The 21772-nt window shown below is 60.0% G+C and carries 18 protein-coding genes and 1 riboswitch; of the genes, 8 read left to right on the plus strand and 10 right to left on the minus strand.

What is annotated here, in order from left to right; translation table 11 throughout:
- Positions 1-89: 89 nt before the first annotated feature.
- A complete protein-coding gene (locus tag NLY42_RS02850; protein ID WP_032903275.1) occupies positions 90-473 on the minus strand; it encodes a helix-turn-helix domain-containing protein in 384 nt (127 codons plus the stop codon).
- Positions 474-551: 78 nt separating this feature from the next.
- Here NLY42_RS02850 and ybiA point away from each other — a divergent pair, with 78 nt between their 5' ends.
- Entirely contained in the window at positions 552-1040 is a 489-nt protein-coding gene (gene ybiA, locus NLY42_RS02855; protein WP_023755127.1) for a riboflavin biosynthesis intermediates N-glycosidase, read from the plus strand.
- Positions 1041-1042: 2 nt separating this feature from the next.
- On the opposite strand, the gene NLY42_RS02860 is transcribed toward ybiA, so the two are convergent.
- Both NLY42_RS02860 and NLY42_RS02865 read right to left on the minus strand, forming a co-directional pair.
- Positions 1043-1981, minus strand: a complete 939-nt coding sequence (locus NLY42_RS02860) for a PfkB family carbohydrate kinase (protein WP_023755128.1) — start codon at positions 1979-1981, stop codon at positions 1043-1045.
- On the minus strand, positions 1978-3894 hold the full coding sequence (locus NLY42_RS02865; protein WP_023755129.1) for an HAD family hydrolase: 1917 nt from the start codon (positions 3892-3894) through the stop codon (positions 1978-1980). Before NLY42_RS02865 ends, NLY42_RS02860 begins: the two co-directional genes overlap by 4 nt.
- Positions 3895-4299: 405 nt before the next feature.
- Here NLY42_RS02865 and NLY42_RS02870 point away from each other — a divergent pair, with 405 nt between their 5' ends.
- Positions 4300-4755, plus strand: coding sequence for a hypothetical protein (locus NLY42_RS02870; protein ID WP_023755130.1), 456 nt, complete (start codon positions 4300-4302; stop codon positions 4753-4755).
- Positions 4756-4855: 100 nt separating this feature from the next.
- On the opposite strand, the gene NLY42_RS02875 is transcribed toward NLY42_RS02870, so the two are convergent.
- The 4 genes from NLY42_RS02875 to NLY42_RS02890 form a co-directional block, all read right to left on the minus strand.
- A complete protein-coding gene (locus NLY42_RS02875) occupies positions 4856-5779 on the minus strand; it encodes a replication-relaxation family protein (RefSeq protein WP_023755131.1) in 924 nt (307 codons plus the stop codon).
- 97 nt (positions 5780-5876) lie between these two features.
- Positions 5877-7901 carry a type IV secretory system conjugative DNA transfer family protein gene (locus NLY42_RS02880; RefSeq protein ID WP_023755132.1) on the minus strand — a complete coding sequence of 675 codons (2025 nt, stop codon included), beginning with the start codon at positions 7899-7901 and terminating at the stop codon, positions 5877-5879.
- A gap of 795 nt (positions 7902-8696) precedes the next feature.
- Positions 8697-9722 (minus strand): tyrosine-type recombinase/integrase, encoded by a 1026-nt coding sequence (locus NLY42_RS02885; RefSeq protein WP_031244760.1) that lies wholly within the window; start codon positions 9720-9722, stop codon positions 8697-8699.
- Between the two features lie 181 nt (positions 9723-9903).
- Positions 9904-10911: a LysR family transcriptional regulator gene (locus NLY42_RS02890; protein ID WP_023669640.1), complete on the minus strand. Its 1008-nt coding sequence runs from the start codon at positions 10909-10911 to the stop codon at positions 9904-9906.
- Between the two features lie 294 nt (positions 10912-11205).
- On the opposite strand from NLY42_RS02890, the gene chvE reads away from it, so the two are divergent.
- The 4 genes from chvE to araD1 all read left to right on the plus strand — a co-directional run bounded on the left by chvE (position 11206) and on the right by araD1 (position 16441).
- Entirely contained in the window at positions 11206-12276 is a 1071-nt protein-coding gene (gene chvE, locus NLY42_RS02895) for a multiple monosaccharide ABC transporter substrate-binding protein (RefSeq protein WP_023681943.1), read from the plus strand.
- Positions 12277-12428: 152 nt separating this feature from the next.
- Positions 12429-13961, plus strand: a complete 1533-nt coding sequence (mmsA, locus tag NLY42_RS02900; RefSeq protein ID WP_027049369.1) for a multiple monosaccharide ABC transporter ATP-binding protein — start codon at positions 12429-12431, stop codon at positions 13959-13961.
- Entirely contained in the window at positions 13958-15244 is a 1287-nt protein-coding gene (gene mmsB, locus NLY42_RS02905; protein ID WP_023669637.1) for a multiple monosaccharide ABC transporter permease, read from the plus strand. The genes mmsA and mmsB overlap by 4 nt, the downstream gene beginning before the upstream one ends.
- Positions 15245-15445: 201 nt before the next feature.
- Positions 15446-16441 carry an AraD1 family protein gene (gene araD1 / locus NLY42_RS02910; RefSeq protein ID WP_023669636.1) on the plus strand — a complete coding sequence of 332 codons (996 nt, stop codon included), beginning with the start codon at positions 15446-15448 and terminating at the stop codon, positions 16439-16441.
- 46 nt (positions 16442-16487) lie between these two features.
- On the opposite strand, the gene NLY42_RS02915 is transcribed toward araD1, so the two are convergent.
- On the minus strand, positions 16488-17258 hold the full coding sequence (locus tag NLY42_RS02915; protein WP_023699518.1) for an ABC transporter substrate-binding protein: 771 nt from the start codon (positions 17256-17258) through the stop codon (positions 16488-16490).
- Between the two features lie 101 nt (positions 17259-17359).
- On the minus strand, positions 17360-18454 hold the full coding sequence (locus NLY42_RS02920; RefSeq protein ID WP_023699517.1) for a 2'-deoxycytidine 5'-triphosphate deaminase: 1095 nt from the start codon (positions 18452-18454) through the stop codon (positions 17360-17362).
- 140 nt (positions 18455-18594) lie between these two features.
- A riboswitch (SAM riboswitch) is annotated at positions 18595-18672 on the plus strand.
- Positions 18673-18729: 57 nt separating this feature from the next.
- Between NLY42_RS02920 and NLY42_RS02925 the strand changes: the two genes are divergently transcribed.
- The gene (locus NLY42_RS02925) at positions 18730-19920 is read left to right on the plus strand and encodes an O-succinylhomoserine sulfhydrylase (RefSeq protein ID WP_023669633.1); all 1191 of its coding nucleotides are present in this window, start codon (positions 18730-18732) and stop codon (positions 19918-19920) included.
- Positions 19921-19931: 11 nt separating this feature from the next.
- On the opposite strand, the gene NLY42_RS02930 is transcribed toward NLY42_RS02925, so the two are convergent.
- A complete protein-coding gene (locus tag NLY42_RS02930; RefSeq protein WP_023755134.1) occupies positions 19932-21083 on the minus strand; it encodes a ceramide glucosyltransferase in 1152 nt (383 codons plus the stop codon).
- Positions 21084-21304: 221 nt separating this feature from the next.
- Between NLY42_RS02930 and apaG the strand changes: the two genes are divergently transcribed.
- Positions 21305-21697, plus strand: coding sequence for a Co2+/Mg2+ efflux facilitator ApaG/CorD (gene apaG / locus NLY42_RS02935; RefSeq protein WP_023738215.1), 393 nt, complete (start codon positions 21305-21307; stop codon positions 21695-21697).
- Positions 21698-21772: the final 75 nt, after the last annotated feature.

Genomic DNA, 21772 nt, shown 5'->3' on the forward strand with positions numbered 1-21772 from the left:
CTCCCAATTTAGGCCGGCTGCCGTGTAAGCGACTGGCTCCTCCCACACCACCAATACACGGTGAGTCGGCGGTTGCACCAGTATTTCGGCTATCCGAGTGGATTCCTCACAGATGAAGTATCCACACTGAATTCCTTCCCCCGCTTGCGCGGTTTTATTTTGGCCACCGCGTCGATCACTGCGACCAATCGGTCCGCATCCAGTGACGTCTCGTCCCACGCGCGACGCACCGACGCCTCCAGTTTGGCCCAAGCTGCGCTCCTCCTAGCCTGTTTGCCTGACGGTTCTGCCGGCGCCGCAGTATGCGGATCAAAGCCGAGGGCATTGCAAATTCGCAAGACGTTACCGCTGATCGTCCGGAATTGACCATCGAGGATACGCGAAGTCTGGCCGGGGTCGACACCAGCAAGGGAGGCGAGCTCGCTGTTGGAAAAGCCGGATTTCTGTCGCCTCTTGCGGATCAGCCCGGCCAACTTTTCTCTTTCTTCCCGACTTGGTTTCATGCATATTAGCATGCATAGCTAATGCAAATATGCAATAGGAGTGAGGTGATGACTGAGGACGAGATCCGCTTTTATCGGGCGAGCGAGAAGCCCTACGGCGCCTTTAGCAACCTCTACCGTCGACCAATCGACTTCGAGGATGAGACTTTCCCGACGAGCGAGCACGCTTATCAGGCGGGCAAAGCTAGAAAGCCGGAAGTTAGGGACTGGGTGCTGTCGGCGCCATCTCCTGGGCTAGTTGCGATGGCGGCTCACGGCCTCTACTACTGGGACATCGCGCCGGGTTGGTCGCGAACGAAGTTCGACCGTATGCGCGGTGTGCTCCGCGCCAAGTTTACGCAGCACGAGGACCTCAAGGACTTGCTGCTCTCGACACGCGACGCGCGGCTGGTTGAGAGCGCCACGGTCGACAACGAGGTCAACCGCCTATGGGGCGAGGTCAACGGTGAGGGGCGGAATATGCTCGGTCAGCTACTGATGGAGCTGCGCACGAGTCTCCGCGACGAAGATGGGGGGCTCACCGAACGCGCAGCCTGATGTTAGCCGTCGGCGAGGATCTCGCGAGCTCGGCGGGGTCCGCATTCACGGAAAATCCCACGTGCACCAATATAGGCGCAATTCGCGGCGGCCAGCCGCTGGCCCGATCGGATGCCCGCCAAGACGGTGCTGATCGATAGTGACGCGGGGTGACAGACGCCGTTTTGAATAATCGTGTCGAGCAGGCCCAGTGTAACCATATCGCCAGAGCCGCATGTATCGCGCACGATGTGGGCATCACAAGCCTCGCATCTGTGCACCTCTCCGGCATGCCTAACCTCGAGCCCATGGTGGCCCGCCGTTACGATGGTAAATGCCTCGGGCCTTAGTCGCCCCGCAATCTTTGGGGGCAGGCGGTCCACCGAATATTTAAAGATGTGCGCGATCGAAACGGCGCGATCGAACTGGTCCGGCTCACTGATGACTGATGGCTCGAAGTGTACGATCGCTCCACCCGCCGCCGCCGTCTCCATGGCGTCGCAGATCGTCTCCGATATCCTGTCAGCGTAGAAGATAGTACACGACGCAACTGCGGGGCGAGCGGACTCGAGATCATGGATCGTGATCGGCTGGAAACTGCCGAACAGCTCCGACGACTGTGGGCAAGTGAACGAGAATGTGTGGTCGCTGGAGGTGAGGTCAAGCAACTCCACAATGACTGGCGACCTTACACTCTGGTGACGGCTAACCAGGCGGGTGTCCGCGCCTGCCGTTCGAAGGTCACTTTCGAGCCTGCTGCCGACCGGGTCGTTGCCCAGACGCAGAAGGGGCGTGACGGCCCGGCCTAGCATGGCGAGCGAGATTAGGACGTTTCCGCACGACCCGCCGAGCTCCTCGAAGAGCGGCTCCTGTTGACCCACGTGGATACGGTCTAGGGCAACTAGTCCCGTTCCGACCACCTGGTGCCGGGGAACGTATGTTGTCTGCGCGTGCGTGTTCATGCCGGGCTCACGTCAAGGCAATTGAGGTCAAGGCGAGCATGCCCACTTTCGAAGCGCAACGCTTGCAGAATCCGCAGCAGGGCGGCGGGGCCTGACGAGGATCGCCCGAATAGCGACCAGCTGCCTTCAAGGTGCCCGCACACACCGTTTACGCTCACACTTGGAGGCTGGCCAAGCAACTCCGCGTCGTTTCCGCCCAGTTCGCCACTGTCGCCAATGGCGAGAACCTGGCCTCTGTTGCCCAGTGCCTCGCGCATCCTCGCTGTGACTGTTGTCTTGCTAGTGCCTGCGGGCACGAAGTCAAAGCTGTGATGCGAGCTCAGCACCTTGATACGTCCGTCTGCGATAGCCGGAAATGCGCGGATTGTCGTGACGAAGGTTGCCGGCGCAGGTACCTCGCTATACTTGATCGTGATCTGAGCCCGGCCACGCTTAAGCGAAATGCCGGGAATCAGAAAGCCTTGCTCCTCTATCCAGTCGGCGAGCGCCACGAGCTCCGGATCTGCCGGCGGTTGATCCTTCTCAATATCCACATCCAGCATCCGTATGTGGCTGCCATTGTAGTAACCAATGGTAACTGCGGGATGGAGCCTCTCGGGAAGGGCCTTTCTGAGCGCGACGCCAGCTGAACCTCCGCGGCCCGTGGCGAATCCGATTGCGATTCCAGCATCCGCCAGACGGGTAAGTTCAGCGATCAGTTCGGGCACTGGGGGGTCTAGCCGCGCTTCAGTGGTGACGACGGTGCCATCATAGTCGAGGACGACACCGCCGATGAGCGCGCCGGAAAGAACATCAATCCACTGTTCGCGGGCCGCGGCCGCGGCCGTGAGGGGGCAAGTAGGATCGTCGTGCAACTGCACCGCATCGAGCTTGTGCCTAACGGCTGGCACGAGCTGCTGGGCGAGATCCGACAGGCCGGTATCGTCGTAGATCGCGTCAGCGAAGTCGCCGTGCCCTGGCTTGCCGGGGTCGATACCGGCCGCCTCGCCGAGCATGCGGACGATCTTGAGGCCCTCCGCGATCGAGACCGCGCTTCTGAACCGTCCGGCGTGGCCCAAATCGGTTTCGATCGAGCGGATTGAGGGTGGAAGCGCAACGCGTATGCTTGCCCAGATATCTCTCGACGCGGCGGTGGTGACAGCGATGAGCAACATGCTGTCTGGATGCCGTGCTGCCCAGACATGGCGTCCATGAGCGAAGTTCCGGAAATCAGCGCGTTGAACAGGCGCGATCGCGGTTTCCCAGAGCGACGTCTCGATCAAAGTAGCGAGCGTTCGGCACTGCGGATCATGCAGAACGACGACAGTATCCCCCGGCTTGTAGTCGAGCGATGATATGTCGGCTGAACCTGCGATCCGTTCGATCTCCGCTGCGAGCCGTTCGATGATCGTTGTTTTCCCTGAACGCCTTGCGACGACATCGGCCGCGGCTAGCATGCACGTCGCCATCGCGACCAAGGAATGGGTCGCTAAGAAGCCGTCCTTGCGCTCAGCGACCGGCGCGACAATTATCCTCGCACGCTCACTTTGCGCGGCGCTTATCGCGGTGGCGCCCCGCGGATTCACGGTAAGAAGTGTCACTTTGGCGGCGTTAGAGCCAAGGGCCGCTGTAAGCGCAGCTGCCACGTCTGGATTGTCCGCGCCAGCGCTAAAGATCCAAACGTCAAAACCGGACACGTCGTCCTGCGAGACGACGAAGTCCATCGGGGTCTGTACGATGGTCACGCCGTGGCCTAGTGTTGAGCGGCAGCGGGCAAAGTACTCGGCCATGATAGCCGAGCCGCCAGAGCCAATCGCGACTGCCACACGGCCTGCGCTGTCGCGCAGCGCCTCTGCGACGGTACCGATTGGACCGTTCGCTCCTACATGGACCGTGTCAGCTATCGTCCCGAGCTTTTCCGCAAAGATCGTCATTCTGGTATGCATATCAGGAAATTGAGAACGATTGACCCCCTTCGACGATCTATCACCGCCGTTTTGACATCGCAGAATTGTTCTCTATATGTTCTCCGCCTTGTTGTCTATCTATCCGCTTTTCATTCCGCGCGGAAACCTAGGGCCGCCTGTCTGCTTTCTGCCCCCTTCCCGCCATTCCGAAACGCAAATCCGAAAGGCTGCCTTTGGCTGATGCCGGCTGTCGGCTTTTGCACTCGGCGCGGAGCGCATTTCGGCCTACTGCGACGACACGTATCGGTGAAATCTTTATCGTAGAGCGGTGCGCCGGGAACGAGGAGCTTCAGTGTGAGGAACTGCCCTGCGCTCCGTGGCATTGACGAAGCACAGGAACAAGCTGACCCTCCACCAAACGGGGATTTTCTCATGCCTGCCATTTCCGACGAGACAGTGCAGAGGGTGCTCGGTACGCTCCCTCACGAGCCGCCACCTCCTATTCGCGAGACGATCAAACATCGCAGTATCTCCAATGAAGTGACGCTGGTGCTGTATATCGTGGGCACGCTGGGGCTCGTGGCTTTGCTCTTAGTGGTTCTAATCCTGGTCCTTCCAGGAGGAGAGAGACTGCCGCCTGGGGTGATGGTATCGAGCATAGCGGGGCCGGTGGACCTCACCCGAAACGGCACCCGCCACGTAAACTGGAAGATCATGCGCGAGGGCGATTGCGTACAGATCTACCATGGCCCTGGCCTGGAATCCTCTGGCACTGTCTGCCAAAGGGGGGTCATCCCGGGGTATTGGATGTCATATGTAGGAGTGTGGTACCTCTCCGCCTATGGCGGAAAGCCTGTTGAGATCGAGTACTACACGACGCCAAACTAGGTGAAATAAATAGCGCCTTCATTTAAGCCCAGCGTTAATCGGCGTCGTGAGTCCAAGAGGCAGGCTCACGCACGATCGGCTGCGGATTCGGTCTTTCGAGCTATTGATTTAGATAGAAGCTGTCCTTGCCGGCGCGCTCAAACGGCGTGGTGAACAACTCGGGCATAGGTAGCGGCGGCTTGATTACATGACCGAAACCATCGACCGCTTTGAAGATCACGTAATTGCACCCGCCCGTCATCTCATTGAGGTGAGATTTAATATTCTCTAATTTGCCAGGGGACGTCATGAGGTAAATCAACATGACGCCGCCTTTTACATTCATAGCTTCGCGGTACCTACCTTCTCCGATGAACTCGGTGTACTGGAGCAGATTATCAATGCCGCTCTTGCGGCCCTCGCTCACCTTGTTTTGCTCGGTGCCCCGATCGGCTTCAATGAGGAAACGACGAATGGTGCCGTTCGGGTATTTGATTCCAAACGCACGGTCGGGCTTGAGCAGACGTTTCTGCTGCCAGCCTTTTTCGTCTTTGTATTCCAGGTTAAACGAAAGCGTGTCGCCCAAGGCGGTGCAGATCTCGTCATGGAATATGAATGCAAAGCGCGGGTCTTCAAGGGTAGCGAGTTCAATAGAGGCGGTGAAACAGGAGAGCATGAAGTCGTGCATCCACTGTCTGCCCGTGGCGTGGACAGGTGTGTAGGTGTGAAAGCGGCCTGCATCCTTAAGTGCCAGCTTCGCTTTGTCGGTGATGTCATGCACCATGTAGTTGCTGAGCGCCCGATCGGTCGCTCGTTGTTCCTCGGGGCGAGAGAGATATCGGCCCCTGTGCGGGGTCTTAGTGCGGCGTGTCAGGTGCTCCAGGCGTTCTTGGGCTTTCTGGTCGGACTTGTGGAAAAAGCGGGAGAACCGGTAGAGGTGCCTAGAAGGCAGGGGCCCATGGCGGTGGAGCTTCTCAAACCACATCAAATCGCGCTCGGTGAGCGTGAGTACCTTTCCATCGTCTGATGGTTGAAATCGGGACATGCCAAGTATGTAGCAGCCCCTGAGATGGATCGCATCGGGATCTATGTGGCTCCTTGAAGCAAGGTGATCTGCCGTGTCCTGCTATGCTAGCCCAAAATTATTCTGGCACCGGATCGATATCCGCTTCCCCCTGGCGCTGGGTGGTGGGCTGACGCGGTTCCGGAGTAGAAACCTTGATAGGAGTCGCCACCTTGAACGGGTCGTGGCCAGGAAGGACGCAGTAGCGCTCATACATGGCCTTCTGGTATTCAGCGTAGTTGTCGTGCCTCTCCATTTTCTTGTCGATAAACCGGTGGCGGTTGGTGAGGATCGTCGTCGCCTTCCCCTGGTTAAAAGCAAACTGAAAGGGTGGATCGGCGGGAAAGCTCGTGAGTGTTTCGGGTGACACACCTAAGATACTTGCTACGAATGGTGCGTCTCGTTCACTGCGGCCTGCGTACTTCACACGGGCGGTGGTAAGGGCGTCGCGCACGTCGGGGCTCTTAATATTGTTGAGACGCTGGTGCGCGAAGGTAAACGCAACATTCTGTTTCCGTGCCTTGTCCATGAACTTTTCTATCATCGGCTCATTGGCGATGTAGTCGTGGCACTCGTCCACATACACATACAAGGGCGGCGGGTTCTTTGCGTCCAAACGGCCCTCAATCACCTGGTTTATCAGTGCAAGAAAGTAGCGACCAAACACCTCCGTCCCCTTCGATTTAAGCAGCTTGAGGTTGGTGTTGATGCAGATGAGCTTGCCTTGATCAACTTCCGCCGACAGATTCAAACGATTACGTGGCGAGGAAAACATATCGCGAAAAGTGGGGTCGCTCATGATGGCGTCAAGCCGCCAGAACAACTCGCCACGGGTCGGCTTGAAGTCAGTCGTATTATATCGCGTCTCAAAGAAATCGAGCGTGTAAGGGTCCAGCTTTTGGAGGTGCGGTCGATATCGCAGATAGCCGCCCTCTTTCAGAAATTCCTTAAAGTCGAGAATGGTAGCATCGGGGATGACCTGCATCGCCTGGGCCAAGTAGCGAAAAATGCCCGCCTGCTTTGCGGTCATATCCGCGCCCAGAAGGCTGGTAAGAATGAAGTCAGCCATCTCTAGTGAGGAGCCGTAGTCGATAGCCCGATTGTCGAACAGGTTGAGCGCCAGCGGATGTTTTGGGTTGGGCTCCAGTAAGATAACGCGGTCGGAGTTTACAGGGTGAAAGACAGACAACAGGCGCGGGATCATCTGGTTCTGGCTGTCCATGACAATGACGGACGCGCCTTCATGTATGATCTTCCCTACATCCAGAAGGATGAGGTTTTCGATGAGGCTGGTCTTGCCCGTACCTGTAGGAGAAATAATCCAGGTGTGCTGGAATCGGGCCTTGTCCTCCAAAACAAACGGCACTTTGAAGTTGTTGAATAGCTCTCGGATGCCCTGCTTCTCGTAGGGAGTGTTTTCAAGGGTATGAAGGGAGGCAAACGCCGGGTAGCCGATTTCCTTAATCAGCTTGTCGTCTAGTTTGTCCCATTCCTTTTGGAGCTTGGGGTCTTCGGCACGCAGCGTTGTGTCGTAGGGCGAACCTCGGAACTCAGCCGACATATCACGAAACGGTTTGGCCAAGCTCACCAGCGCATCGAGCCGGCCTTGCTCCTTGATGACATCGAGCAACGGGACTACGAAGATGCTATCAGTGTCCTTAGTCGAAGGCAGCAGCTCTAACGTGAAACCAACCAGGCTCCTGACGCTAGCATCAACATACCGCTGGTACGCCTCCCTCTCGAACTTAAAATGCCGCAGCGCTTTTACCTGCGCGTTGAGAATGGGTTCGTACAACTCATCCGGCAAACCCTTTCCCAGGGTGGCGTTTACCCGTCCTTGTACCGTGGTGAGAAAATCTTCTACGTCAACGTAGCGGTCCTCGAACTCCTGTCTGATGCGTTCCTTCTCGGCTGCTTCTGCGGCGTGGCGCGCTTTCAACGCTTTGTCTTTCGCCCATTCGGAATGGTTGAAAAGCCAATACAGCCATATTCCCAACCCAATGCATACGCTCAGAAAGCCAATCGCGCGAACGTGGGGGGCGCTGCTGACCAGGAACGAAATGCCCAAAATGACGAAGACTACAAGAGCAATGAATGCTGCCATGAGCGGCCCCCCTTGCGAGCGTAACACAAGATCAGGTGGTGAGATATTCGTCGCCGCCGGCTCGAAAACGCGCTTGGGTTCTGTGCGCTTAGTTCAAAAGACAAGCCGCGCTGCATCTACGGTTCTCGTTCTGTAACTGTTCCAAAATCATGTTACGGCACAAGTGTCGTCGGTGGACGCGCAACCACGACCGTAGGGCTGATCCTGCCAAAAAGCGTACTCAATGTAGTGGTAACTACCGAACGACGGGCGGAGACAAGTGGGTTAAAAGGTCGATAGAGCTTTTAAAAGCATTTGGATCGTGGCGGCGAGCCCGACGACATTTATGCGGAACTGAGCCGTTTATTGGCTCTGTGGAATGGTATAACGGGATATACGCAGCCTTATCCCGGCAGGAAGAAGGGCTCCAGTGCTAGCCAGATGCCGCTTTGTGTCCGTTACGCTAGCGCTAGCGACCACTGCGGCCGCCGATTTTGCCGGCCTGAAAAAGGAAGAGCCGGGTTTGGACACCCGGCTCAACTCCCCTTTACGGGGTATCGTCCTTGTCAGTGAAGACAATGCCGAAAGTCTCTAGGGCCTTGAGAACGTCGGTCAGTTTCCATACTGGATGTGAGTTGCGGTGCTTTCCGAGTTTAGAAGCTCTGGGAAACGATCCGCCGCCCATCATTCTCCAGGTATGGACGCGTGAGTACGGCCAACCCATTGCCTTGAGTGACTTCCAATCAACTAACAATCTCACCTGGTTCATGGAACTACTCCGTGTTGGAGCAGCTCATGAGCCGCTGGTTTCGACCACTAGCGGACGATTGAAAGTACTCGTTTTTCCCAAGCGTTCATAGCAGCGACCTGTTCACTCCAATATTCGTGAAGCTGGTACACAGAGATGATTCCACTCTGGGTGCCGCTCACGTGGTTGAGAAGCCGTTCGGTAATGTGGATCGGGACGCCAAGAGCTGCTAGGCCGGTGGCAAAGGTGCGGCGCAGATCGTGCAGTACCCAGCCGGTCACACCGGACGCCTCGTCCAGTTTCCCCTTCTGTCTCTGCCAGTCGTTGAAGACATTAGCTCCGGGAATCTCGCCCAACATTACGGTCCCAAATGTTGACAGTGGGAACGTATGTTCGCGGTCGTTTTTTGTAAGCCATGGCGGGAGTGTCACGCGTTCATCACCTATCATGTCCTGCTCAATGCCGGCGATTTCTCCACGGCGTTGCCCACTAAGAATTAGGACACGAACGATGGTTCCGAAACGTCCCATTGACTCGCATCCCTTCCATACGGCCTTTATCTCCGCGTCGCTGAGGACGCGGGTTCGTGAGGGTTGCTTCCCCATCTTCATCCCTTGGCAGGGGGAATGGGCGAGATACTTCGGAACGGTCCAATTGAAAAACGATCGAATGTCTTTCAGCGCATGAGCACGGGCGGAGGGTCCTTCGATCGCGTCCAGAGCGGTGGCCACATCCTCATGAGTTATCTTGTCGATCGTCTTTGTCCAGGAGAAGTGCCGCAGACTGCTTTCAATGGCAATTCTCGACTTCGGCCGCCACTTTCCTTGGGCTAGAAAGGCCTTCAGAGCTACAGGGAATGTCGGGGCTTCCTTCGCCAACAACGGGCTTCCCAGAGCCACCAGTGCCATCTTCCTGGCATCTGCGAGGCTGAGATCGGGATAGTGACCCAAGCGAACCTTCGTGCGGTTCACGCCTTTGACCACTAACCAGGTCTTGCGATGCTTGCCTATGCGGATGCCGAAAGCGGGCGTACGCTCATCGAAATGCACTCCTTCGGACAAACTCTTGATAAGAAGGTCCGTAAATTTTGGCACAATTTGGCACTCCTTTCATGGGTGCTGCGGTGAACATCCATGTGTCAGTATGTACCCTCAATCCCCTTTAGTCTAAGGGATGTGGGGCCAAAAGGTAGTGCTATGTTTCGCTAAGAAAATGCGGATTTTCTGCTTCCCAAGCTGAACGCGAGGGTTCGATTCCCTCTACCCGCTCCAGTTCCTATCCCACCTCCCGCAAGATAAAATCGTGCAGCATCTTGGCTGCCGGCGACAGGACGCGGTTCTTCACCGTGATCAGGCTGTAGGGGCGGACCTCGATGTCAAACTCGGTCTGGACGACATCGATGGCGCCGGCGAGACCGTCGGGGTTCTGGATGAATTTTGCCACCTGGATCGACACCGGGGCGATGGCGTCGGACTGCGCCACCATGACCAGTGTGAGCAGCAGCGACGAGGTGTTGAGGATGCGGTCCGGCAGGGCGATGTTGCGGTTCAGGAAATTGCTCTCCATCGCCTGGCGCAGCGGCGACCCGCCCGACTGGAACACCCAGTCGAAGGCGGCGGTGTCCTCCAGCCGCACCGCCCTCCCATTGTTAAGAGGATGGCCATTGCTCAGCGGGTGGCCGCGACGCACGATCAGGCAGGCCTTCTCGACGCCGATGACACGGGATTCGAACAGGCGCGGATTGAGGTCTTCGGGAACACGGGCGATGATGAAATCATGGCGCGTGGCGATCAGTTCGCGCGCCAGCACATTCGACGTCTCGACCTGCATGGTAATCTCGATGCGCGGATAGAGGCGGCGTATCTCGCGGATCGCCGGGACCGCCAGTTCGATCGCCGGCGCCGTCACCGCGCCAAGGAACACCGAGCCGCCCTTGCCGGCCTTGAGCTCCGATATTTCGCGGTCGGCCTCGCGCATTTCGAGCAGGATCGAGCGCGCGCGCCGGGCCAGCGCCTTGCCGTAAGGGGTGAGTGTGATGCCGCGCGGCAGCCTTTCGCAGAGCTTCACCTCGAGCACCGCTTCCATCTCGGAAATCATGCGCGAGGCCGCCGGCTGCGAGATGTTCATCACCTGGGCGGCAGCACTCACCCGACCGTGATCGTCGAGTGCTGCGATCATGCGCATGTGACGCAGGCTCAAGCCGCTACGCAGAAGTGTCTCGCCATCGCCCGGCAATTCATCGTAACCGCTTGAAATTCCTTGAGGACCTCGTAAAGCCGCCATGCCTTTTCCCGCTTCCGCCACTGTTCCAGCCCGGTTTAGTCATATACCGGTTTTGGTATAGCAACCACCGAAGATCGCATTTGACAGTTATGGCAAAGGGTCACACTTTCGCGCGTCCTCAAGACTTGACGGTCGATGACGAGCAAAATCGTATCGATTTAAATCAAGACTGAGGGCCGATTGGGAGGATACCGGAGATCGATTATGACGGCGGCGGCGCTTTGGTGCATCCGCCCGACTGCGCGGCCCGCGAAGCCCCGAGGTGTCGCGTCCATCAACCAGGGAGAGTTTTACGTGAAAATCATCAAGACACTGGCCGCCGTCGCGGCCCTTGGCATCGCTGCCATGACCTACTCGGCGCACGCAGCCGACAAGGGTCTTGTCGGCGTGCTGATGCCGACCAAGACCTCGCAGCGCTGGATCAATGACGGCGATGCCGTCAAGTCCCAGCTCGAAGCTCTCGGCTACACGGTCGACCTGCAGTACGCGCAGGACGACATCCCCAACCAGCTCAGCCAGCTGGAAAACGAAATCACCAAGGGCCCGAAGGCGCTGATCATCGCTTCGATCGACGGCACGACCCTGTCGGACGCGCTGCAGAAGGCCGCTGACGCCGGCGTCGTCGTCGTCGCGTATGACCGCCTGATCAAGAAGACCGCCAATGTCGATTACTACACCACCTTCGACAATTTCGGCGTCGGCGTGATCCAGGCGAACTCGCTGGTCAAGGGCCTCAAGGAGCGCTTCCCGAACACCAAGCCGTGGAACGTCGAACTGTTCGGCGGCTCGCCGGACGACAACAACGCCTTCTTCTTCTACAACGGCGCAATCTCGGTGCTGCAGCCGCTGATCGATGACGGCTCGATCAAGATCAAGTCCGGCCAGACCGGCATGGACAAGGTCGGCACGCTGCGCTGGCTCGCCGCCACCGCCCAGGCGCGCATGGACAACCTGCTGTCGGCCAACTACTCGGACGGCAGCCGCGTCGATGGCGTTCTTTCGCCCTATGACGGCCTGTCGCGCGGCATCACCGCTTCGCTGCGCGCCGTCGGTTACGGCACCGACGCCCAGCCGTGGCCGATCGTGACCGGCCAGGACGCCGAGACCGCTTCGGTCAAGCTGATCATCACGGGCGAGCAATACTCGACCGTGTTCAAGGACACCCGCGAACTGGCCAAGGCCACCGTCGAACTCGTCGACAAGGTGCTCTCGGGCGGCAAGCCGGACGGCCTCGATGAAAAGACCTACAATAACGACGTCAAGGTCGTCCCCTCGATCCTTTTGACGCCGCATGAGGTCGACAAGTCGAACTACCAGGCACTGGTCGTCGACTCCGGCTACATCAAGGCCGACGAACTGAAGTAATCCGTTTATAAAGACAGGGGTCCTGCGCGACGCAGGACCCCTTTCCGTTCACAAGCGACCCCGGTATTGTTTCTACCGGACTTAGTTTGCGTGCATGTCGTTGCCTCAAACCGCAAGCACTTTGGAGCGACATGCAACAGGAGGAGCTTGCCCTGATGACGACGATTTTGGAGATGCGCGACATCACCAAGACGTTCCCCGGCGTGAAGGCGCTGTCGAACGTCAACCTCAGCGTCGAAGAAGGCGAGATCCACGCCGTGGTTGGCGAGAACGGCGCCGGCAAGTCGACGCTGATGAAGGTTCTGTCGGGCGTCTATCCCGCCGGCACCTATGACGGCCAGATCATTTTTCAGGGTCAGGAATGCCAGTTCAAAGGTATCCATGACAGCGAACACAAGGGCATCGTCATCATCCACCAGGAGCTAGCGCTGGTGCCGATGCTGTCGATCACCGAAAATATCTTCCTCGGCAACGAAAACGCCCGATACGGCGTCATCGACTGGGATGCCAACGAGGCGCGCACCGCTGCCCTGTTGAAGAAGGTGGGCCTCAAGGAGGACCCCAAGACACTGATCACCAATATCGGCGTCGGCAAGCAGCAGCTGGTCGAGATCGCCAAGGCGCTGAGCAAGGACGTCAAGCTTTTGATCCTCGATGAGCCGACCGCGTCGCTCAGCGAGAAAGACAGCCAGGCGCTGCTCGATCTTCTGCTCGAATTCAAGCGCCAAGGCATGACCTCGATCCTGATCTCGCACAAGCTCAACGAGATCAACCGGGTCGCCGACAAGGTAACCGTCATCCGTGACGGGCGCACCATCGAGACGCTGGCCAAGAAGGATATCTCCGAAGACCGCATCATCACCTCGATGGTCGGCCGTTCGCTCGACGACCGCTATCCGCCGCGCGAGCCCAAGATCGGCGAAGTCGTGTTCGAGGTGAAAAACTGGTCGGTCTATCACCCGCTCCATGCCGAGCGGCAGGTGATCAAGGGCATCGACATCAATGTGCGCAAGGGCGAGGTGGTCGGCATCGCCGGGCTGATGGGCGCCGGCCGCACCGAATTCGCCATGAGCCTGTTCGGCCGCTCCTATGGCCGCCGCATCACCGGCGAAGTGCTGCTCAAGGGCAAGCCGGTCGATGTCTCGTCGGTAAGCAAGGCGGTCCAACACGGCATCGCCTATGTCACCGAGGACCGCAAGACCTACGGCCTCAACCTCATCGACCATATCAAGCATAACATTACGCTGGCCAATCTCGACGGCGTGTCGCGCCACAGCGTGATCGACGACATGCGCGAACTTGCGGTCGCCAACGACTATCGCAAGAAGACCAATATCCGTGCGTCAAGCGTCTATCAGATGACCGGCAATCTTTCCGGCGGCAACCAGCAGAAGGTGGTGCTGTCGAAGTGGTTGTTTGCCGACCCTGACGTGCTGATCCTCGACGAGCCGACACGCGGCATTGATGTCGGCGCCAAGTATGAAATCTACACGATCATCGCGCGCCTTGCCTCGGAGGGTAAGGCGATCGTGGTCATCTCGTCGGAAATGCCGGAATTGCTAGGGATTACCGACCGCATCTACGTCATGAACGAAGGGCGCATGGTGGGCGAAATGCCGGCGGCGGAAGCAAGCCAGGAAAAGATAATGCGCGCCATCGTCCGGGGAGAAGGAAAAGCAGCATGAGCACCGAAAGCGCCCCCGCCCCGCAGGGCAACGTCGCCGACGAACAGCGCCCGCGCATCGCCGTCTCGGCGCTGGCGACGAATTTGCGCGAATACGGGCTGATCATAGCGCTGATCGTCATCATGCTGTTCTTCCAGTTCACCACGTCGGGGACGTTGTTCAAGCCGGTCAATCTCAGCAATCTGGTGCAGCAGAACTCCTTCATCATCGTGATGGCGCTGGGCATGCTGCTGGTGATCGTATCGGGCTATATCGACCTCAGCGTCGGATCGGTCGCCGGTTTCATCGGCGCGCTGGCGGCAAACATGATGGTTATCTGGCAGCTCGGACCGCTGAGCAATCCGCTGGTGGTTTCGATCGTCTGCCTGGTCGCGGGTGGCCTGATCGGCGCCGCGCAAGGGTATTGGATCGCCTATCACCGGATACCGAGCTTCATTGTCACGCTGGCCGGCATGCTGATCTTCCGCGGCATTTGCCAGGCGTTGCTTGGCGGCGGCTCGTCGGTGGGTCCGCTTCCCGACGACTTCAAGATGCTCAGCTCCGGCTTCATCCCGGATGTGATCGGCCCACTGACGCTCGTCCCGCCGGTCGTGAACGCAGCCGGCAAGACCATCATGGGCAGCGGCGTGACCCTGCACATGACGACGGTCGTGCTGGGGCTGATCGCCGTGCTCGCCTATGCCTATTTCGGGGTCCGCACCCGGCGCAAACGAGAACGCCATGGTTATGAGGCCGAGCCCTTCACCCTGTTCGTTGTCAAGACGCTGGTCGCCAGCGCGCTGGCGCTGTTCCTGGTCTATGAGTTTGCCAGCTACCGCGGCCTGCCCGTGGTGCTGCTGGTCATGGGCGTGCTGATCACGCTGTTCGTCTTCGTCACCAAGCGCATGACCATCGGGAGGCGCATCTACGCCATGGGCGGCAATCCCAAGGCGGCGCAGCTGTCGGGCATCAACACCGAGCGGCTGACGCTGATGGTGTTCATCAATATGGGCGTGCTGTCGGCGCTTGGCGGCCTGATCATCGCGGCTCGTCTCGGCCAGGCGGTGCCGGCGGCGGGTCTCGGCTCGGAGCTCGACGTCATCGCCGCAGTGTTCATCGGCGGCGCCTCGGCGATGGGCGGCGTCGGCCAGGTTATCGGGGCGGTCGTCGGCGGCTTCATCATGGGCGTGATGAACAACGGCATGTCGATCATGGGCGTCAATGTCGACTGGCAGCAGGTGGTCAAAGGCCTGGTGCTGCTCGGCGCCGTGATCTTCGACGTCTACAACAAGAACAAGGCCTGACAAGCTTCAGCGAGGCAAGCAGGAGGCATACGGTCGCGGCGCAGCCGGCAAGTTGTCGGCATAAGAAGTCCCCCGAGGGATGGAGCTCGCGAGCGCAATCCGGACGAAGAGTTCAACCCGTGGCGCGGCGAGGTCCGAGCCGCGCAGGTCAAGGTTTGCCAAGGGGCAACCCGGCCAAGGCACATGAGAGAGGATTTCATCATGCTAATCTCCCAGATCCTCGACGACGCCGAGACCATCCGCGTCGTCGCCCGCAATGGCGGCGGCAAGACCAGGATCATCAACGGCGCCCGCAGCGTCTATTCGCTGGCCATGGAAGCCGCGCGCACCGGAACGGGCCTCGCCGCGCTGATCGAGCGCAAGGGGTTCGGTGAAGCGATAGACCTCGACGCCGTCTACAAGAAGGGCCGGCTGGTGTCGCCGATCAACCATCCCGATCCTGCGCATCTGCATCTGACCGGCACCGGCCTGACCCATCTCGGCTCGGCGGCGACGCGCGATTCCATGCACAAGAAGCTCAGCGATGGCGGCGAGGAGCAGCTTACCGATTCCATGAAGATGTTCCGCATGGGGCTCGAAGGCGGCAAGCCGGCCAAGGGCCAGACCGGCGTGCAGCCGGAATGGTTCTACAAGGGCAACGGCACCATGGCGGTGGCGCCGGGCGCCGCACTGATGTCGCCGGCCTTTGCGCAGGACGCCGGCGAGGAGCCGGAAATCGCCGGCATCTATGTCATCGGCGACGACGGCGCGCCGTTCCGCGTCGGCTTCACGCTGTCGAACGAGTTTTCCGATCATGTTACCGAGCGGGTGAACTATCTGTTCCTGGCACATTCCAAACTGCGCAACGCCTCGTTCGGGCCGGAAATCCTGATCGGCGACCTGCCGGCCGACGTCAGGGGCTCATCGCGAATCTATCGCGACAGCAATTTGCTGTGGGAAAAGCCGTTCCTGTCGGGCGAAGCGAACATGTCGCACACAATCGCCAATCTCGAACATCATCACTTCAAATATTCGGCCTTCCGCCAGCCGGGCGACGTGCATGTGCACATGTTCGGCACGGCGACGCTGTCCTTTGCCGACGGCATCAAGACTCAGGCTGGCGACGTGTTCGAGATCGAGGCCGGGGATTTCGGCCTGCCGCTGCGCAACCCGCTGGAGATTGAGCAGCCGGTTAAGGTGGCGGTGAAGGCGCTTTGAGAGCGTAATCTCCCTCCTTGAGGGGGGAGATTGGCAGCGCCCACCGTCAATAAATATCGAAGTCGAAATACTTGGCCTGGATCTTCTTGTAGGTGCCGTCGGCGACGATGGCGTCTATCGCCGCGTTGAGCTTGTCGCGAAGTGCCGTGTCCTCCAGGCGGACAGCGATGCCGGCTTGCGTCTCGGTGCCCTTGACGTCACCGACAAGCTTGCAGCAGCCGTCGCTCGCCTTCTTCAGCCAGTCCATCAGCACGAATTTGTCGGAGATGACGGCGTCGAGACGGCCGTTCTGCAAGTCGGTGATCGCCTCTTCCTGGGTGGGGTAGAGTTTCGCCTCGGCGCCGGCCTTGCCATAGGCGTCCTGCGCATAGTCGGCCTGAGTGGTCGAGGCCTGCGCGCCCACCGTCTTGCCGGCAAGGGCTGCCGGTTCGGTGGAAGTGAGGTCGCTGTCCTTCGGCGCCACCAGCGCCAGCGGCGTCGTGTAGTATTTGTTGGTGAAGGCGACCTGTTTCTTGCGCTCCTCGGTGATGCTCATCGAGGCGATGATGGCGTCGAACTTTTTCGCCTGCAGCGCCGGGATGATGCCGTCCCAGTCCTGGGTGACGATCTCGCACTCGACCTTCATCTGCGCACACAGCGCATTGGCAATGTCGATGTCGAAGCCCTCGATCTTGCCGTCCGCGGTGATGGTGTTGAAGGGCGGATAGGCGCCCTCGGTGCCGATCTTCAATTTCTCCTGCGCCTCAGCCAGCGAGCCGGCCGATATCACCAGCATGGCAGCGCTCGCTGCCGATATGATCCATCTTGAAATCTGCATTTCGGTTCCCCTTGCGCGCCGTTCTCTTGCCGGCCACCGAAAGGCAGCCAAGCATGGTGAGGCAGCGCAGGCAAGTATTTTGCCTGACGGTGATCGAAGGTTCAGCCGGCGGGGCGGAAATGCTTGGAGAGCTTGAGGCCTTGCGCCTGGTAATTCGAGCCGAGATCGGTGCCGTAAAGCGCCTGCGGCCGCTTCAGCATGTGTTCGTAGACCAGCCGGCCGACGATCTGGCCGTGGTCGAGGATGAACGGCACTTCGTGGCTGCGCACTTCGAGCACCGCCCGGCTGCCGGTGCCGCCTGAGGCCGAATGGCCGAAGCCCGGATCGAAGAAGCCGGCATAGTGAACACGGAATTCGCCAACCAGCGGATCGAAGGGCGTCATCTCGGCGGCGTAGAGCGGCGGCACGTGCACGGCTTCGCGGCTGACCAGGATGTAGAACTCGTCCGGGTCGAGCACCAGTTCGCCGGCGCCGCTCTTATAGAGCGGCTCCCAGAAATCGACGGCATCCTGGGCGGCGCGCTTGTCGACATCGACCAAGCCGGTGTGATGCTTGCCGCGATAGCCGACCAGGCCGTTCTGGTCGCCGTCAAGATCGATCGACAGCGCAATGCCGCCGCCGGAAATGTTGGGCGGCTCGGTCGCCACCAGCATCTCGGCGCGGTGCAATTCGTTCAGTTCTGCCTCCGACAACAGCGCGTTGCCGGTGCGAAAGCGGATCTGCGACAGCCTCGATCCGGCGCGTACGACGATCGGGAAGGTGCGCGGACTGACTTCGAGATAAAGCGGCCCGTGATAGCCGGGGGCGATCTTGTCGAACTCATGGCCGCGATCGGTCATCACCCGGGTGAAGATGTCGAGCCGGCCGGTCGAGCTCTTCGGGTTGGCCGAGGCCGACACGTTTGCGGGCAGCGCCAGGCTTTCGAGCAGCGGCACGATGTAGACGCAGCCGGTTTCCAGCACCGCGCCCTCGGCGAGACTGAACTCATGCAATTTCAGCCGGTGAAGCTTGTCGGCCACCAGATGATCGGGACCCGGCAGGAAGGAGGCGCGCACGCGAAAAGCCTTGTCGCCGAGCCTGAGATCGAGGCTCGCCGGCTGCACCTGGTCGACATCGAGCGCGCGCGGCGACTTCAGCGCGCCGGACTGAAACAGCGCGGAAATGTCCTGATCGGGAAGAATGCCTGTCTGCCGCAAAAGGCTGGCTCCGCTCCAAGGTCGGTCTCTTTGTGGCAGGTTCTTGCCGCAAAACCGCTGGATATTATTGCGGAACCTGCCTGGTACAAACCTCTTAATGAAGCCGGCAATTGACGCAAGCGCAGGTGAGGTCTAAAGGGTCGTTATCCCGTGGTGATTTGGCCGGTCGGCTTGCAGCCACGTTAAACAAGTCGCTAAAGGACCGTCGGGCCGCAAGGCCATATGGACCGGTTGCGACTTTCGCGGCCGGTTTTTTTGTGTCTGGAACAAAAGCGATGAGCACCAAGAAGCGTAACTGGAAACCTCAGACCGCACTCGTGCACGGGGGAACGCTGCGTTCCCAGTTCGGCGAGACGTCCGAAGCGATGTACCTCACCCAGGGCTATGTCTACGAGACGGCGCAGGCTGCCGAGGCCCGTTTCAAGGGCGAGGAGCCGGGCTTCATCTATTCGCGCTATGCCAACCCTACCGTCGACATGTTCGAAAAGCGCATGTGCGCGCTGGAGGGTGCCGAAGATGCGCGCGCCACGGCGTCCGGCATGGCGGCGGTGACGGCAGCGCTCCTGTGCAGCGCCAAGGCCGGCGACCATATCGTTGCGGCGCGCGCGCTGTTCGGCTCCTGCCGCTGGGTGGTGGAGACGCTGGCGCCGAAATACGGCATCGAGGCAACGCTGGTCGACGGCACCGACATCGCCAACTGGGAAAAGGCGGTGCGGCCGAACACGAAACTGTTCTTCCTGGAAAGCCCGACCAATCCGACGCTGGAAGTGGTCGACATCGCAGCGGTGGCGGCGCTCGCCACCTCGATCGGCGCCAGGCTGATCGTCGACAATGTCTTTGCCACGCCCTTGCAGCAGAAGCCCTTGCAGCTCGGCGCCCATATCGTCGTCTACTCCGCGACCAAGCACATTGACGGCCAGGGACGCTGTCTCGGCGGCATCATCCTGTCGGACAAGAAATGGATCGACGAGAATTTGCACGACTATTTCCGCCACACCGGCCCGAGCCTGTCGCCGTTCAACGCCTGGACGCTGCTCAAGGGCCTGGAGACGCTGCCGGTTCGGGTGCGCCAGCAGACGGAAAGCGCGGCCAAGATCGCGGATTTCCTGGCAGGACGGCCGGAAATCGCCCGCGTCATCTATCCCGGCCGCGCCGACCACCCGCAGGCCGACATCGTCAAGAAGCAGATGACGGGCGGATCGACGCTGATCTGCCTCGACGTCAAGGGCGGCAAGCAGGCGGCCTTCGCCTTGCAGAACGCGCTCGACATCGTGCTGATCTCCAACAATCTCGGCGACGCCAAGAGCCTGATCACCCATCCGGCGACCACCACGCACAAGAACCTCAGCGACGAAGCTCGCGCCGAGCTTGGCATCGGGCCGGGAACGCTCAGGCTGTCGGTCGGTCTTGAGGATACGGACGATCTGCTGGAGGACGTTGCGCAGGCGCTGAAGGCAGCCGGATAGGCCGCGAGGCGTCACGCTCCCGACGAAACCTCTTCCAGTTCGGCCGTCTTGGTGCCGATGGTCATGATGTTGCCGCGCCAGTCGACGGCGCCGCTCAGCCAGCCGCGCGCCCAGATGGCGGGAAGCATCATGTCGCGGACCATCATCGCCGGGACCAGGCGCAGCGACAGATGCCAGCCCTTGGCCGCGGCCAGCGCGCATTCGGGAATGTAGGCCGCCGTCAGCACGGCCAACACCGTGGCCGGCAGGCTGATGCCGGCACTTGCGGCCGCCACCAGTGCCAACGCCAACGGCACGGCGACGCCGGTCAGGATCTCGGGTGCGAAAAACAGCGGGAAGGTGACGCGGCGCAACCGCGCCCAGCGCGCCTGGCGCGACCAGATGTCGGCAAGTCGGCGCTGCCCCAGTGGTTGCTCGAAAGGCGAGGCAACGAGATTGACGCGCAGGCCCAGTCCGTTGACCAGCTTGGTTGCAGCAGCATCCTCGGCGATCTCGGCGGCCAGCGCGCGGATACCGCCACTGGTATCGAGCATCGGCTTGTTCCACAGCATGCTCTTGCCTTGGGCAAAGCCGAGACCGAGCGCCTCGCCGGCATATTGCCAGCGCGCCTGCAGCGTGTTGAGGAACGCGCATTCGACCTCGGCCCAAAAGCCATCCGGCCGAGAGCCGATCGGCGTCGAGCAGATAAGCCCGGTATTGGTCCGCCAGGCCGCCATCAGGTGCTGGACGTAATCCCTTGGCATCAGCACGTTGGAATCCGCCAGAATAACCCAATGATAGCGCGCCGCTTCCCAGCCCTTGACGCAGTTGTTGAGCTTCGGGTTGCTGCTGACGCGGTCGTCGCCGATCAGCAGCCGGGCCGGCACGTTGGGAAACAGGACGATCGCCCTGTTTATCAGTTTGACGACGGGATCGTCGGCGTGAGCGACGCAGAAGATCAGTTCGTAGCGCGGCCAGTCGAGCGAGAAGGCTCGCTGCAGCGTCTCTTGTGTGAACGGCTCCACGCCGCGCGACGGCACGACGATCGAGACCGGTGGCTGCTCGTCGGACGGCGGAGGGATAAGGCGACGCGCTTGCAGTTTCGACGAAGCAAGCAGGATGCTGGCGAGATTGGAAAGAAGCAAAGCGGAGGAAGCGAAGGCGGCTGTGAGAGCTAGTTCCATGAGATCTGGTCACTCCGGAAAGGCCGCTCGCGGCTGCTTTGTCAGTCGACAGATGGGCCTTGAGTCGCCGGCAAGGTTTGCGCACACCAACACTGTCATGTGTCACTTAAATGACATTGTTTGTCGGCACCTCCGCTTTGAGGCTGGCAGGACATGCCGTTGTGCGCGTATCAAACCGCATAGCGCGACAAATGTTCCTTGCCGCGCAACCGGAGCAGCCCATGTATCGCGCCGTCACGCGCAACATCGAAGTGCAGGTCAGACCGTTCTACCTGGAGGACCGCTCGGACCCGGCGGAGAACCGTTATGTCTGGGGCTACCAGGTGACGATCGACAACCAGTCGGACGATTTCGTGCAGCTTATGTCGCGTTACTGGCACATCACCGACGGCAGCGGCCGGGTCGAGGAAGTGCGCGGCGCCGGCGTGGTCGGCGACCAGCCTGAGCTCAATCCCGGCGACAGCTATCAATACACGTCAGGCTGCCCGCTCTCGACGCCGTCCGGCTTCATGGTCGGCCACTACACCATGCGCAACAAAAAGGGCGAGACGTTCGACGTCGCTATTCCCGCGTTTTCGCTGGATCTGCCGGGGACCCGACGGACGGTGAATTAGGGGTTTTCTCCCCGTCACTATACGGGGAGAAATGCCCGGCAGGGCGATGAGGGGCAGCGCCAGACTCATGAGGTC

The sequence above is a fragment of the Mesorhizobium sp. C372A genome, assembly GCF_030323245.1.
In the GTDB taxonomy this organism is placed as follows: domain Bacteria; phylum Pseudomonadota; class Alphaproteobacteria; order Rhizobiales; family Rhizobiaceae; genus Mesorhizobium.

Excerpts from the sequence above, each read along its gene's own strand:
- ybiA (WP_023755127.1), top strand. The coding sequence starts at position 552 with ATGACTGAGGACGAGATCCGCTTTTATCGGGCGAGCGAGAAGCCCTAC.
- NLY42_RS02860 (WP_023755128.1), bottom strand. The coding sequence starts at position 1,981 with ATGAACACGCACGCGCAGACAACATACGTTCCCCGGCACCAGGTGGTC.
- NLY42_RS02865 (WP_023755129.1), bottom strand. The coding sequence starts at position 3,894 with ATGACGATCTTTGCGGAAAAGCTCGGGACGATAGCTGACACGGTCCAT.
- NLY42_RS02870 (WP_023755130.1), top strand. The coding sequence starts at position 4,300 with ATGCCTGCCATTTCCGACGAGACAGTGCAGAGGGTGCTCGGTACGCTC.
- NLY42_RS02875 (WP_023755131.1), bottom strand. The coding sequence starts at position 5,779 with ATGTCCCGATTTCAACCATCAGACGATGGAAAGGTACTCACGCTCACC.
- NLY42_RS02880 (WP_023755132.1), bottom strand. The coding sequence starts at position 7,901 with ATGGCAGCATTCATTGCTCTTGTAGTCTTCGTCATTTTGGGCATTTCG.
- NLY42_RS02890 (WP_023669640.1), bottom strand. The coding sequence starts at position 10,911 with ATGGCGGCTTTACGAGGTCCTCAAGGAATTTCAAGCGGTTACGATGAA.
- mmsB (WP_023669637.1), top strand. The coding sequence starts at position 13,958 with ATGAGCACCGAAAGCGCCCCCGCCCCGCAGGGCAACGTCGCCGACGAA.
- araD1 (WP_023669636.1), top strand. The coding sequence starts at position 15,446 with ATGCTAATCTCCCAGATCCTCGACGACGCCGAGACCATCCGCGTCGTC.
- NLY42_RS02915 (WP_023699518.1), bottom strand. The coding sequence starts at position 17,258 with ATGCAGATTTCAAGATGGATCATATCGGCAGCGAGCGCTGCCATGCTG.
- NLY42_RS02925 (WP_023669633.1), top strand. The coding sequence starts at position 18,730 with ATGAGCACCAAGAAGCGTAACTGGAAACCTCAGACCGCACTCGTGCAC.
- NLY42_RS02930 (WP_023755134.1), bottom strand. The coding sequence starts at position 21,083 with ATGGAACTAGCTCTCACAGCCGCCTTCGCTTCCTCCGCTTTGCTTCTT.
- apaG (WP_023738215.1), top strand. The coding sequence starts at position 21,305 with ATGTATCGCGCCGTCACGCGCAACATCGAAGTGCAGGTCAGACCGTTC.